The sequence below is a fragment of the Eximiradius sp. genome, assembly GCA_937127445.1.
Taxonomy (GTDB): domain Bacteria; phylum Bacteroidota; class Ignavibacteria; order Kapaibacteriales; family UBA2268; genus JAKIZO01.
On the sequence record CAKZLY010000020.1, the window covers coordinates 1 to 14,746 of the forward strand.

13 protein-coding genes are annotated in these 14,746 nt (G+C 34.4%); 8 read left to right on the forward strand and 5 right to left on the reverse strand.

From position 1 onward, the window contains the following. Window positions 1-95: 95 nt before the first annotated feature. The 6 genes from AC6QZF_RS06385 (at window position 96) to AC6QZF_RS06410 (ending at window position 4,782) form a co-directional block, all read left to right on the forward strand. Window positions 96-608, forward strand: coding sequence for a hypothetical protein (locus AC6QZF_RS06385; protein WP_499799048.1), 513 nt, complete (start codon window positions 96-98; stop codon window positions 606-608). Window positions 609-688: 80 nt separating this feature from the next. Continuing rightward, window positions 689-2,401 carry a TlpA family protein disulfide reductase gene (locus tag AC6QZF_RS06390; protein WP_499799049.1) on the forward strand — a complete coding sequence of 571 codons (1,713 nt, stop codon included), beginning with the start codon at window positions 689-691 and terminating at the stop codon, window positions 2,399-2,401. Window positions 2,402-2,444: 43 nt separating this feature from the next. Then, window positions 2,445-2,813 (forward strand): hypothetical protein, encoded by a 369-nt coding sequence (locus tag AC6QZF_RS06395; protein WP_499799050.1) that lies wholly within the window; start codon window positions 2,445-2,447, stop codon window positions 2,811-2,813. Between the two features lie 482 nt (window positions 2,814-3,295). Beyond that, window positions 3,296-3,874 (forward strand): hypothetical protein, encoded by a 579-nt coding sequence (locus tag AC6QZF_RS06400; protein WP_499799051.1) that lies wholly within the window; start codon window positions 3,296-3,298, stop codon window positions 3,872-3,874. 64 nt (window positions 3,875-3,938) lie between these two features. Then, a complete protein-coding gene (locus tag AC6QZF_RS06405; protein ID WP_499799052.1) occupies window positions 3,939-4,250 on the forward strand; it encodes a hypothetical protein in 312 nt (103 codons plus the stop codon). Window position 4,251: 1 nt separating this feature from the next. Next, complete coding sequence (locus AC6QZF_RS06410) at window positions 4,252-4,782, forward strand: peroxiredoxin family protein (protein ID WP_499799053.1); 531 nt, start codon at window positions 4,252-4,254, stop codon at window positions 4,780-4,782. A gap of 209 nt (window positions 4,783-4,991) precedes the next feature. On the opposite strand, the gene AC6QZF_RS06415 is transcribed toward AC6QZF_RS06410, so the two are convergent. The 4 genes from AC6QZF_RS06415 to ileS form a co-directional block, all read right to left on the reverse strand. Then, a complete protein-coding gene (locus tag AC6QZF_RS06415; protein WP_499799054.1) occupies window positions 4,992-6,299 on the reverse strand; it encodes an NCS2 family permease in 1,308 nt (435 codons plus the stop codon). 7 nt (window positions 6,300-6,306) lie between these two features. Further along, window positions 6,307-6,990 (reverse strand): DUF5020 family protein, encoded by a 684-nt coding sequence (locus AC6QZF_RS06420; protein WP_499799055.1) that lies wholly within the window; start codon window positions 6,988-6,990, stop codon window positions 6,307-6,309. Window positions 6,991-7,134: 144 nt separating this feature from the next. Next, window positions 7,135-8,319 carry a TraR/DksA family transcriptional regulator gene (locus AC6QZF_RS06425; RefSeq protein WP_499799056.1) on the reverse strand — a complete coding sequence of 395 codons (1,185 nt, stop codon included), beginning with the start codon at window positions 8,317-8,319 and terminating at the stop codon, window positions 7,135-7,137. A gap of 114 nt (window positions 8,320-8,433) precedes the next feature. After that, window positions 8,434-11,682, reverse strand: a complete 3,249-nt coding sequence (gene ileS, locus AC6QZF_RS06430) for an isoleucine--tRNA ligase (protein ID WP_499799057.1) — start codon at window positions 11,680-11,682, stop codon at window positions 8,434-8,436. Between the two features lie 259 nt (window positions 11,683-11,941). Between ileS and mraZ the strand changes: the two genes are divergently transcribed. Next, on the forward strand, window positions 11,942-12,394 hold the full coding sequence (gene mraZ, locus AC6QZF_RS06435; RefSeq protein WP_499799058.1) for a division/cell wall cluster transcriptional repressor MraZ: 453 nt from the start codon (window positions 11,942-11,944) through the stop codon (window positions 12,392-12,394). 76 nt (window positions 12,395-12,470) lie between these two features. After that, a complete protein-coding gene (rsmH, locus tag AC6QZF_RS06440; RefSeq protein WP_499799059.1) occupies window positions 12,471-13,370 on the forward strand; it encodes a 16S rRNA (cytosine(1402)-N(4))-methyltransferase RsmH in 900 nt (299 codons plus the stop codon). Here the strand turns inward: rsmH and AC6QZF_RS06445 are convergent. Then, complete coding sequence (locus tag AC6QZF_RS06445; protein WP_499799060.1) at window positions 13,367-14,746, reverse strand: DUF4139 domain-containing protein; 1,380 nt, start codon at window positions 14,744-14,746, stop codon at window positions 13,367-13,369. The two genes, rsmH and AC6QZF_RS06445, sit on opposite strands and share 4 nt — an antisense overlap.

Below are 14,746 nucleotides of genomic sequence, written 5' to 3' on the forward strand. Positions count from 1 at the left end.
TTTATTAACAGAGATGATAACGTATTACAAAGAGAGCAAAACCATTCTAAACACAATTAACACATATTAAATTAACAATTTTTGGAGATAATGCAATGAAAAAGGTTGGAATGGTTTGGCTTATTATATTTATTATTAGTTATTCAACTGTATTATCAGATATTAAAAGAAAAGAATATTATCCACCTGAAAACTATTGTCGCGCTAAAGCAACCGTTGCTATAATTCTTGAAAAATTGGGACTCGGCCCAACAGGCGAATGTGAAGTTCGATGTCCCAAAGGTACTACAGCTCGATGTATAGCAGGTTTCTTTGAGGCTAGTTGTGAATGTCATAAAAACTCTGGATCCTCTGCACATTTTAGCATTCCAGGAGGTATTTCTGACCAACATATGCAAATCGCAAACGATTTCATTCATTTTTGCAACCAATCAACAAGTATAAATATTCAATCGCTTGGAACTTATGTTTTAAAAGCCAAAGAAGCAATAGAACAGAATGATCATATGGTGTTTACCGATTACGAAATGGCCTATGATGCACTTTTTGATCAACTATCAACCTCTGAAGTGATGGAAATAGAGAATTGGATAAATAACTACAAATAATTATAATTTTTACAACACCTCGAACCTTTTGAAGGGTTCGAGGTGCAGTATTATTATAAAAATAAAAAGGGAGTAGAATTATGAAAAGTTTTTTTATTGGCTCAATCTACATTTTGCTCATTTTTTTAAACTGTTTAAATTTATTATCTTTTGATATTGTCGGTAAAGTATCAATTTCGTGTATACATACTCCAACTGTAGCTAATATTAAAGTAACATCCTTGACAGATAGTATTTCCGAAAAAATTTATACTGTTGATGAAAAGGGGAATTTTCGATTGAACCTTCAGAAACCTGGATTTTATGAATTTAATGTAACAGGAATAAGCTCAGAACATCATAATTTTCTATATTATTGCAATGCAAATAAAGCAAATACATTTATTGACATTAGCTTACCACCAATAGTATTCCCAAATGATACTTTTTTTGTTTTAGGGAATTTTAATGATTTCGAGTTTGATTGCAAACACAAAATGAAAAAAATAAGTGCTGATGAGTATGAAATTAACATTTACTATCCGAAAGATACTTTAATTTACCAAATTTATTATTATGATCATATCAACGAATATTATCGTAGTTTCAATGGGAACCAAAAAAATGATAAGTATAAATTAGACAAAGCAGGTGATTACTATTCAATAATGGTTGACAATCGCCCCAATAAAACCATACGATTTAAAAAATGTTCATCCAATTATAATTTATCCAAACCGATAGTTGTCTTCAAAAGCGATTTACTTAACAAAGAATTTTACAATTTTCAAGAGAAAGTATCGAACCAAAAAGACCTATTTAATTTTTCTAGTACAATAGAAGATAAGGAAAAGACTTTAGAGCAAAAAAATATGAAATTAAATGATTTTGCCCAAAAATTAGAAAATCATATAAATTATTACAATGCTGTTTTTGATACGACCAAAAATATAGCTATAAAGAAATATATCGCGGCTTACATTCCCAACTATCTTTCAACCATTTACATGTTAAATAGAATCAATCTATTAGGAATAAAACTATTTCCTATTAAATATTCAAAAAGTTTTATGAAAGAAACATTTAGGCTAGTTGAAATTACTTCACCATTGAGGGAATATTTGAAATATTCAGATGGTGTTATATTTGCTTCGTGTCTATTATATGAAGATAATGTATATGATATTAACAAAACTTTTCTACATTACATTAATTATTCCAAAAACACAAGATATAAAATGAAAGAGTTGGAAAAAGCTATATTATATTATAAGATGGATGATTATAATGAAAAACTTTTTAAGTATTATTCAGGATTATACATTACAATGTTTCCTGATGACACCTTTGTTAAATTCCTGAAAGAATATTTGAAAAGCACAGATTTACGTGGAAAAACATTACCAAAATTTCATATTAGCAATCTTTTTGATTCAAAAAAAATAATTTCAAGCGATGAACTAAGAGGCAAATATACTCTAATAGATTTTTGGTCAACTTATTGTGGACCTTGTATAAAAGAAATACCTAAATTAATCGAAGCAAAAAGGAAATATCCTGAACTTAATATTCTAAGTATTAGTTTCGATAGCGACAGTCAAAGAGTACAGCAATTTGTATCTAAACGTTTTACAGAGCCATGGATACATGGAATAGAGCCTAAAAGCTTTTTAAGTGATATTGCTCAAAGACTTGGAATTATAAGCATACCTTATTTAATATTAGTAGATCCAGAAATGAACATAGTAGCTACAACTGGTGAATTGCGCGGCGATAGAATGTTTACAACCTTAGATAAAATATTAAAAAAATAATTTGCAAATTTTTTTATCAACAAATACAATAAATTAAATAATAATGAAAAAGCTTGGAATGGTTATCCTATTATTGTATTTCAGCAGTTCAGCACTTCAAGCAGGGACATTGTCGCCATATTGTCCGGAAGGACATGTCAATAAAAGACTTGATAGAGAATTATCAGTTCCAAAGAACGAAACAGGTAGTTGGGTTGAAATTAATCATCGATACAAAGATGGAGAACCCGATTGGGGCAATAGCGCTTGTATTGACCCTGGCACTTCATGCCATTATGGTGATTGGTTTACTTGGTGGTTTGGAATGGTTCAGCCTCCGGTCAACGAAAACTGTAAACCGGAATTAATAGATTTTGTTCCTGGTGATTACAATCCAGATACAGGTGAGTATTTACCTGTGAAAGAAAAATAATTGCAATTTGTGGAGTATCAACATTCGCGAGTTTTTGGGGAGATTGGATATTAAAATAACAATCTCCTCTTTTTTTGATTTTCGATATGTAATAAATAAAACGGGGTTACGCTATGAAAAAAAATTTTTATATATTTATTTTACTCTTTGTTTCATTTATTCATTGTAACAAATCTTTTGCCGGGTTGACTATTTAAATAGTATCAGCAGAAAACAATGAAGAGGTTAAGAATACTGTTTTAGAAAATCACAAATATTATTTTAAAGTTTTTTCGAATTTTCCAGTAAATAATCATAGTCATTACTGTGCAATTTATGGTTGTTATTTTTACAACGATACAAGAATAAATAATAATTTTTCCAAAGCGCAATTAGTCTATAACAAAGAAAAAAAATGTTTACTTTCAGATAACTTCTCAATTCCTCAAAATAGTACGTTATTATTTGTGCGAGTATATGAAAATGACAAAATACTAATTAATATGGAATATTATCCAGTTATCAATCAAAAAGGTGAATTTAACAAAGGGACCGCAGAATATTTCATTTCAAATGGTGAAACCGAAGAAGCATCTGATTTTTTTAAGTACGAAAGGGAAATGTACCCTGATAACGTAAATGTTTTTGCATTAAAATGGATTAATAAGATTGTAAATCAAGTTGATACAAAAGAAAATATTCAAAAAGAAATTAAATCAGATTTGCTGGAAATAGATAAAATCGAAACTGAATTATCCAATAAATCAATAATTTACTTTATTGGATATTATCTTATGGATGATACAACTAATTATGAAAAAACGATATTAAATATTTCAAATTTCAAGAACATCCCAATATTGAATAATTACTTTATTGCGGACTTTTTTCAATCAATATTGACAATAAATAAAACACCTGAACAAATTGGTAAAGATAGCATATTTGTTAAAATTCTCGCCAATAATCCTGAATCTCGATTAGCTGAAATTGCTTTTAATAGCGGACAAATCTTTGATTATTTCCTACCTAATTCAAAAAATGCTATAACAATAATTAATTTTATAGAAAATAAACAATAATATTCTTCTGAATATAAGTGAACAACTTGCATATATTCTTTACTCTTCATTTTCGTCGGATACAATGCAAAGGAAAAGAGCTCTCAGCATTACGAATGGCTTACTGATGCTGCTCTATCAAGACAACGATTTTTGTGAAAGAATTGCTTCGCCATTTACAATAGATCCTTTAAATCATTTTTCTTTAAAAATAAGTTCGTTGTATAATTTCGCAACAATATTATTTTTTAATACAAATAATATTGAAAAAGGTTTGGAATTACAAAACTATATTATGACAAAATCTCAACCTGGCGATGAGGATTATTTAGAAGCTGTATTGTATAAAGCACGATTTTTCCCAAAAGCTCAGATGTATGATCCTATGCTAATATAGTATGCGAAATCTTATCAACTTAATTCATCGAAAAAAAAATATAAAAAGAATAAAAAAATACCTAAGTGAGATTATTAATTTAGAAGACGAAGAATATGTTGATCTTTTCAATACAATTACTATCACTAATCAAACTCCAGCATCATTTCAAATATACATTGGACCAGATATTATTACTCTTGATAATAGTATAGTAAATTTGAGAAGAGGGAAGTACTTACTTGAATTTTACTCAAAAAATTGCACATTTTGCAAAGCAAATCTAAAATCATTAAACAACTACTCTGAAGATTTTTTTCACTCAAACAGTTTGAAAGTGTTAATAGTAACAAATATTGAAAAATCTCAGTATAAAAAAGAATTTTCAGCATATAATTTCCCCTATAAAATAGCATTAAACTCAAAAGAATTAATTTCATTTTTCAATGTTCAATTTTTTCCAGTAACAATAATAATTGAGAACAATATTGTAAAAAGAAGAATTGACGGAGGGAGTAAAAATAGAATAATTTTAGAAGACATATTGAAATAAACAATAGAATAACCTATACATCTATTTAATTTCACTATTTATAGAGTTTTTGTTAAAAATTTTAAATTTATTGCAGATTGAATTTGATAATGAATAAATATCAAAGATTGATTTTTGAACAAAGTATTAATATTCATAGAGGCGTATAAAAATATGCCTCTAAAATATTTTGGATAGTTTTGTTCGCTCCAAATTATTATTGGAATTTTCTAAATAAAAAATTTAAGTATGAACAGAATTGCAACAATGATTGTAATTAAAGATACTTCTTTAAATTTACCACTCAGTATTTTAAGTAAAACATATGAAAGAACGCCAAAGACTATGCCATCAGAAATAGAGAAAGTAAGCGGCATCATTACGATTGTGAAAAAAACAGGGATAAGCTCTGTGTAATCGTCGAGTTCGATATTTTTTATTGGGGTCATCATCATTGCTCCGACTAAAATCAGAGCAGATGCAGTAGCTGCTGATGGTATCATCAAGAAAACTGGCGAGAAAAGCAATGCCAACACAAATAACAACCCAGTAGTGAGTGCTGTCAGACCTGTTCTGCCACCTTCTGCAACACCTGCTGCACTTTCGACGTAAGTTGTAACAGTAGAAGTTCCAAGCATAGCACCAGCTGTTGTTCCGATTGCGTCAGCCATAAGTGCTTGTTTCACACGGGGCACTCTACCTTTGCTATCTAAGAAATTCGCTTTTGATGAAACTCCAATAAGTGTTCCCACAGTATCAAACATATCGACAAATAGAAAGGTAAAACAAACTATCACCATGTCCATTGAAAAAATTTCAGACCACTCAAACTTCATAAAAATTGGAGAAAGCGAAGGCGGAGCAACCTCAAAACTCGACGGAATAATCGTTAGGTTAAGCGGAATACCAATCAAAGTCCCGACCAAAATACCTATCAGTAATGCCCCTTTTATTCTTAGCGCAAGAAGTGTGCCAGCAACTAAGAGCGAGATAATCGTAATCATAGGAGCAGCGCTATGAGAAACATCCGTAATGTTGCCCAAGGCAACAAAAGTAGCATCGTTGCTAACAATAATTCCGGCATTTTTCAGCCCAATAAAGGCAATAAACAAACCAATGCCGACAGAAATAGCATGCTTTATATTGGTCGGGATAGAGTTCACAATTAATTCTCGAACATTGAAAATAGTGAGAAGAATAAAAATGATACCTTCAATAAAAACAGCAGTTAAAGCAAATTGCCAGCTATGCCCCATTCCAAGAACAACTGTAAAAGCAAAGAAGGCGTTCAATCCCATTCCGGGTGCAAGAGCAAAAGGTAATTTTGCGTAAAACGCCATTACCAAAGTTGCGATTGCCGAAGCAAGAGCAGTTGCAGTAAAAACTGCGCCTTTATCCATTCCAGCTGCGCTAAGAATTTGAGGATTTACAGCAAGGATATAAGCCATTGTCATAAAGGTTGTAAATCCAGCAATGAGCTCTGTTTTGAAGTCTGTTTGATTATCGGATAACTTAAAATAATTAACAAGAAATTTCATAAATCACCTAAAAATTGTACTTAATTGCTACTGTTGGATTGACTTTGAAACCGCTCTTGCCTGCGAAATCGTTACTTAGCTCAATTTCGCTACCTATGGAAAATGTTTTATTAATGTTGTACCAAATTTGCGGTTCGCTTAGAAACACAAAGTTTGATTTTTTAATATGATTTTGGAAATTATCTTTCGAAACATAGTGCTTTTCTCTCCAAAAATCAGCGAATCCACTAAAAGTAAGCTTCCCATCCAACAAATGTAAATACCATACTCCAGTGAGTTGAAAATTATGTGGCTCTTCGTTTCTCTCTATATTCTTGTACATAGCTTGAAGGGTAAAGCCTTTTGTGAAATCAGGAGAATTCCAGCTATATGAAGCACCGACAAGGTAGCAATTATTAAACTGAATTGCAGTATTAAAACCGCCATTATATTCAACGTGTGCAGCAATTGGGAAATCCCAGAATTTCAAGTCACGTGAAATTTCCCAGTATGCTTCTGTTGCACCTTTTTTGCTATGGTTAAAATCGACGAAGAAAAAAGTGCTGCCGTAACTATCTGGCTTGAATTGCTCTAAGGTAGTTGTAATATACTCGCGACCATTTCCAAGGTCATAGTGAACTTGCAGATTTTGCGAAATCAAGGATGAAAAAGGTATCAGAAAAATTGTCAATAACAGTAATTTTTTAAACATAATACCTCCATTAAAAAAGAAGTAAAGTTAATAAAAAAAATTGAAATTCGAGTTTATGAATTCTGTTTGATTTGTAAACGAATATACTTTCATAAAAAAACGAGCCACCCAGAAGGGTGGCTATAGTATATGTATCGCAATAATTTACTCTTTAATAGGTTCAATTCTATCGATGCCGTCTTCGGGACATCTTTGATGAATTTTGTATGAAGCAGAAAGAGTGGTAATAGGCACAGCAAGAAGTCTTTCCTTAGCAATCAAGATACCGCAAACACGGCAAATACCGTAGGTTTTATCTTTAATTCTCAGTAGAGCTTCATCTAACTTCTTTATGTAGTCTTTTATTCTTTGAATTTGAGCGTAAGTTTTTTCTTTTTCCATAGCTTCGGAGCCTTGTTCCGCCATATGCATAGAATAAATCATGCTTTCTTCTGCAAAATCGTAGTTAGTAAGGTCTTCGAGACGTTCATAAAGCATCTGAAGTTCGTCAAGAGCTTCGCTTCGAGCTTCTAAAATAATATTTTTGAACATTTCTAAGTCTTCATCGGAATAGCGGACGTCTGGCTTTGGAGCCTGTGGTTCGATAGGAGTAGGCTTCGACTCTTGTTTTTTAACAACTGATTTCGGAGGAACGGGCTTGGGTTCGGCTTTTGGTTTCTCAACAATTTTCTCAATAGGTTTTGTAACGGGTTTCGGTTCTTCCGCTTTAGGTTTTTCTTCATTTTCTGTTTTTTTACGAACAGTGCGTTTTTTTGAAGTCAGTTCTTCCTCGTATTTAATAGGTTCGAGCAAAGCATCATCTTTAATTATTTTTGGCTTTGCATCTTGCTTTATTTCAGTTTTTGTCTCTTCGACCACTTTTGTTACTTTCTTTTTCTCGTCTTTGGGTTGCTCGACTTTTTCTTCGGCTTTGGCTGCTTTTTTAGCAGATTTTGTTTTTGGCATTGGTTCGGGTTCGGCGACTGCAACTACTTCAGCCTTTTTCTTTGCTGATTTTGACGAAGCGGGTTTTACTTCTTGCTTTATTTTTACTTCAGATTTTGCTTCGGCTTCCTTTTGAGCAGTTTTCTTGGTCTTTTTTTCGTCTTTGGGTTGCTCGACTTTTTCTTCGGCTTTGGTTGCTTTTTTAGCAGATTTTGTTTTTGCCGTTGGTTCGGGTTCGGCGACTGCAACTACTTCAGCCTTTTTCTTTGCTGATTTTGACGAAGTGGGCGCTGTCGCCTTTGACGAATTAATATCCTCAATAGGTTTTTCTACTTTTTTAGTAGATTTTGTAACCTTTTTTGGAGTAGTCTCGACTACTTCTTCTTTTTTCTTCTTTGTAGGCATAATTTATTCCTTAATATTGAAATTTCTTTCATTAATAATCATTGCAGTTCTCAAAAGAAAACTGCAATGATATTTACTTATGTATAAGTTATAAATAAAATTTAAATTTTCAAATTATTTTTTTAGAATTTTAACAAAAACGATAGCTTCTTCAATATCAATTTTTTCAAAATCATTTTGATTAGAGACGAACTCTATATTTTCAGCAAGAGTTTCATTTTTAATATAATCAGATTTAGCAGAAAGAGCTTTTTGAATGTCATCATCAGCTGAAACGAATATCTCAATTCTATCAGTAACTTCGAATCCGGATGATTTGCGAAGGTTTTGGATGCGGTTTATGAATTCTCGCGCAATACCTTCGCGAAGCAAATCTTCATCAAGTGCAGTATCCAAAGCAACTGTAATGCTATTTTCAGTAGCAACAAGCCAACCCTCAATATCTTCGCTGAAGATTTCAACATCTTCGAGTGAAATCAAGAATTCTTCGCCATCGATTTGCAATTTATACTGGTTATCTCCAATTAGTTTATTAACTTCTTTGTTTGGCAAATCCTTGATCGCGTTGGCAACTTTTTGGGTAGATTTGCCAAATTTTTTGCCGATGGACTTGAAGTTGGCTTTTGCTCTCTTACTTACGATAGAAGAAGTTTCGTCAGTTACAAATTCTATTTCCTTGATGTTTATTTCTTCTTTTATAATATCGGCAACTGCTTGAATATCACGGCGTTCCTGAGGGTTATCGACAGGCAAAAGTATACGACGCAGCGGCTGGCGAACGCGGATCTTTGATTTTTCGCGAAGGAAACGAGCAAGAGATACAATTTGCTGAGCTTTTGCCATACGATTTTCGAGAGCAATATCAATTTTGTCGTTTTCAACTTCTGGGAGACGGCATAAATGAACAGATTCAGGCTCACTCGGGAATCGCAAGAATTGATAGATTTGTTCTGATAAGAAAGGTGCTGCGGGCGCCATAAGCTGAACAATAGTTTTCAAGACATAACGAAGTGTTTGATAGGCAGCAATTTTCTCTTCATCTTTTTCACCTTTCCAGAAACGGCGACGATTGCGGCGAATATACCAGTTTGAAAGTTCGTAAATGGTGAAATCCTGAATAGAGCGCATTGCTTTTGTAACTTCGTATTCGTTCATTAAACGGACAAAGTCGTTGATTAAAGAATTGGTACGGGAAACAATCCATCTATCAATTTCGGGCTTTTGAGCGTGTGGTACTTCAGGTTCGCTTCCATCGAAACCATCAATATTTGCATATAGAGCAAAGAAAGCATACGTATTAGTAAGCGAACGGAAGAAGTCGGAAATTACAGTTTTAACAATATCTTCTTCATTAAATAAAGTAGCTTTCCATGGTGGATTATTAACAAATAAGTACCAACGGACTGCATCGGCACCGAGCCTATCCATAATATCGAATGGATCAATAACATTTCCTTTGGACTTGGACATTTTAATTCCGTGTTTGTCCAGGATAAGCTCATTGACAATGATATTTTTGAAAGCAGGACTATCGAACAAAGCGGTAGCAATATTATGAAGAGTGTAGAACCAACCGCGAGTTTGGTCGATACCTTCGGCGATAAAATCAGCAGGGAATTGACTGCGGAAAAGTTCCTGATTTTCGAAAGGATAATGGAATTGAGCAAACGGCATAGCACCACTATCGAACCATACATCAATAACTTCGTGGACGCGGCGATATTTATTCCCATTGCGAATAAAAACAACTTTATCAACAAATGGTCTATGTAAATCGATTTCAAGGTCCGACTCTTTGAGTGGGATAAGACTTCCGTCCTCTTGCTCGTAGAAACCTTCCATCAGTTCAGCAATAGAACCAACGGCAAAGATATCATCTTTATTGTTTTCATTGACCCACAATGGAAGAGGAGTTCCCCAGTAACGGTCGCGGGACAAATTCCAATCTTTTACTTCTTCGAGCCAGTTGCCGAAACGTCCTTCCCCTATTTCTTTTGGTTGCCAATTGATTTGCTTGTTCAGTTCAATCATTCTGTCTTTGTATTGAGGCGATTTAATGAACCAGCTTTCGCGTGCGTAGTAGATAATCGGATTTCCTGTACGCCAGCAATGTGGGTAGCTATGGAGATAATCGTTAGTAGCACGATATATTTTCCCGGCGTATTTTAGAGCAACGATAATATCTTTATCCGAACCTTCTTCAGTGTGGTCATCGTAGACAAATGTTTTAACAGCACGACCAGCAAATTCGCCCATGTCATCAGTAAAATGACCATCAAGAGTAACAGGCTGAACAAATGGAATACGGAACTTACGGCTCATTTCGTAGTCGTCCTCGCCGAAAGCAGGAGCGATATGGACAATGCCGGAACCGTCTTCGGTGGAAACAAAACTGCCTGGAAGAACGCTCAGCGCATCAGGGTACTTGTCATTGTTCCATTTGCAGTATGGGAAAATCTGCTCGTATTTTGTTCCAAGAAAATCACGACCTTTGAATTCTTTAAGAATTTCATATTCACCATCAAGAGCAGATAGACGGGCTTTTGCAAGAACGAGTTCGTCCAGAAGTTCACCATCTTTTGTATTTCGTTTATTGCGGACAAGTACGTAATCGATATCCTCCCCCACAGCCGTAGCAACGTTGGCAAGGAGCGTCCAGGGAGTTGTCGTCCATACAAGTAGATATTTCCCAACAAGTTCAGTTATTGGAGAAGAGAGAATTTTCAATTTAATATAGCAATTTGGGTCGCGTACTTCTTTGTAGCCAAGAGAAAGCTCGTGGGAGCTGAGCGGAGTTCCGATTGTGGGAGATTGTGGAACAACTTTGAAACCACGATAGATAAGCCCTTTATCAAAGAAAGTTTTCAAAGCCCACCAAACTGACTCGATATAGTCATTGGTGCAGGTAATATAAGCTTTGGATAAATCGACCCAGTAGCCCATTCTTTCGGTGAGATATCCCCAACCTTCGTCCATTTCGATGTTTTTATAAACTAATTCTTTGCATTTAGCATTGAATTTATCAATTCCGAAAACTTCAATTTGAGATTTATCTTTAATTCCGAGTTCTTTTTCGACTGCGATTTCCACAGGCAAACCGTGTGTGTCCCATCCAGCCTGGCGGCGTACATAATATCCCTGCATAGTTTTGAAGCGGCAAATAGTATCTTTTATGGTGCGAGCCATCATATGATGTATTCCGGGCTTGCCATTTACAGTGGGGGGACCTTCATAGAAGCTATACACTTTGCTTTTGTCAGCCTTTTCGAGTGTTTTGTCGAATATTTTGTTTTCTTTCCAAAAGTTCAATACGGATTTTTCAATTTCGGGATACGAGATTTTTTCAGGTAATGATTTAAACATTTTTCTTCACGGATAAGTATTAAAACATACGAATATTTATATAAAATAAATTTCAATTTTACGACTTTTTTTTCATATAACAAAAAGAATTGTGAAATAAGTTATTAAGTTATTACGAAGAGCGAAATAATTGAAAAGACAGAAAGTTATCAACACAAGAAAAAAATATTTGTTATTTAGAAACGATTTGTTATATTGCGTGTGAAAAAGTGGGATAAAGTGGTAAAAAATCCCAAAAACGAGACCAAATTGGTAAAAAATGGCATTCTTTAAAGGACAAGAGACATACTCGATAGATAACAAGGGTCGGGTAAATATTCCAGCAAAGATGAGGAAATCACTTTCGCCGGAAGCAAATGATACTTTTGCCATTACACGAGGATTGGATAGATGTGTCACAGCGTATCCGATTGATGAGTGGAAGAAATACGAGGAAAAGTTTGCCAATTTAAATCAGTATGATGAGAAGAACAGGTATTTTTTGAGGATGTTGCTGATGTGGAGCGAAGAGGTGGTGCTCGATGCTCAACAAAGGATAACATTGCCACGTAAATTGCTTGAATTTGCAGGGATAGAAAGCAAAGTGATGATAGTTGGGATGGGAGACCACATAGAATTTTGGAATCCTGATGAATTTGAAAGTTACTTGAATAAATTCAACGAACCTTATGAAAAGGTCGCTGAACAAGTGTTCTCTGACAGTTTGAAGTGAGACTGGCTGTGAAAAAAAAAAGCATAAGAAGCGACAGAAACCTATAAGCACAGATGCGGCAAATTATGATTATCACTTGCCGGTGCTTGGCGAAAAGTCTGTCGAGTTGCTAATAAACAGGCAGGACGGAATATATATAGACGGCACTCTTGGAGGCGGTGGGCACGCGGCGTTAATCCTTCGAAAGCTCAGTTCTGGGGGGAATTTATGGGCTTTCGATAAAGATGAAAACTCTATTCGGCACTGCCGAATAAAATTTGAGGAAGAGTTAAACAAAAAGCCTCCAAGACTTGTGCTGTTCAATTGTGGTTTTGAAGAAGCCTTCGAGCAGCCCGCTCTGGCGGGCAATTTCTCTGGTCTTCTGCTTGATTTAGGCGTTTCCTCAATGCAGCTGGACACCGACTCACGGGGGCTAAGCTATCGGGTTAATTCGAGCTTAGATATGAGGTTTGGTGGAAGCGGCATTTCGGCAGAAGACCTTATCAATTCTTTAACGGAAGAGCAAATCTATAACATTCTGCGAAATTATGGCGAAGAGCCACGCTCGCGGGCAATCGCCCGTGCAATTCTAACTCGCAGAAAGTTTAGTCGACTACACACGACTTTCGAGCTTCGTGAAACAGTAGAAAGCTGCACACCAAGACCGCAACAGATAAGAACTCTCTCGCGTGTATTTCAGGCGTTTCGTATTGCTGTCAATCGAGAGCTAGAAGTGCTCGAATACTCACTCCGCAAAGCAATATCGATGCTTTCTCCTGCTGGAAGGATTGTTGTGATTTCTTATCACTCGCTCGAGGACAGAATTGTAAAGCACATTTTCAAAGAACATACGATAAAAAAAGGCACAGATGATACATCAAACACTGTGCCAAAAATGAAAATTCTCACTACAAAGCCTATTGTTCCTGATGAGGAGGAGCTTAGGATTAATCCTCGTTCAAGAAGCGCTAAATTGAGAGCCGCCGAAAAGATTTAATACCTATTTTGCTTCCTTTGCGTTTTAATTATTATTTGTTCTTCTGAATTTTTATTTAATTTGAAATCTATACGTAAAGTTCGCTTCCCTTCGAATTTATATTTGTGTGATGAAGAAAGGATTTTGGTGTTAGAGAAATCGCCAGAAATCAGCAACACAAGGTCCTCGCTATTATTGGCGTTGTTTGAGAAGGAATATTTGTAGGTTTCAATCTGGTCGATGCCATCAAAATCCAAGTTTTCGATTTCCTCTCGACCGTTGATATTAAAGGCTCGGGAAAGTTTTAGAGCTTCGGTATTATTTATGTTTATGCCATTAGTTTGAATTTCACCGATAAATTCAATGTTTTCCTTATTCATCGAATAAATTGAGAAAATACCCTTCGGAATTGCAAAACCTAATCCATTTTCCTTGGAATTCACCAATTCAATTACATTAAAAGCATCAACTTTGCCTTTTGTATTTTGCCAGGGTTCAAAGCTTGAAAAAGCATATTTTTTCTTTTGAATTTTGATATTGTCTGCACTTTTGTAAGAGATTTTTTTGAATTGTTGGTTCAAAATTGAGAAATCATCTTTAAGGTCGTAGATGAAAAGACCTGTTAATTCTTCTTCGGAAGTATTTGTAATATTCATTTTAGAAGCTTCTGGGGAAAATCTCATCAAACCATAGTCTTGTTGTTCAGAAATGTTGTTAAATCCAGTTGGTTTTTGGACGTCTCCGTAGATGAGTTTCAGTTTAGTATTTTTGAAATCTTTGCCTGAATTGTTATAAATCTGGAAGTGTGAAGAAAGAGAAGCAGTATTTGTCTGGTCGTTGATAATTAAAAAATGTTGAGCGTCCCAGGAAACATCATTAATTTGATAAGTAAGGTTAATGTTTTGCACGCCTGATTTATTGGGCTCTACTTCAAAACTATATTTGTTGTTCAAAGTAATATTCTCGGGAAGTTCTTTAATTTCTATATCATATTCGAGCAGGTTTGATAGAAGAACGATGGAATTATCTTGTTTTTTAATAATTAATCTTGGGTTATCATTCGGAAAGAAGGAAAGAATTTTGCCAGTTAGTTTTTCATTGCTGAATTTGTGGTAAACAGTAACATCTTTGTTGATTGAATTTGATAATATTTCATTGAATAATGATTTTCGGAAAAAGGAATAAGAATAGACATTCCCATTTAATTTTATCATAAGAGAATTAGGAATAACGTTATCAGATAGATTATCAATAAGGAATTGCTGGCGACCGCTTTTTAGATTAGCTTGGATGGTTTCCTCGACAACAGCAAATCCATTGTTATAGATTGTTAGTTTCGCTTCTTGTGCAACCAGAAAATTGCACGCAAGAAGAAACATAAAAAAATTCATTTTCAT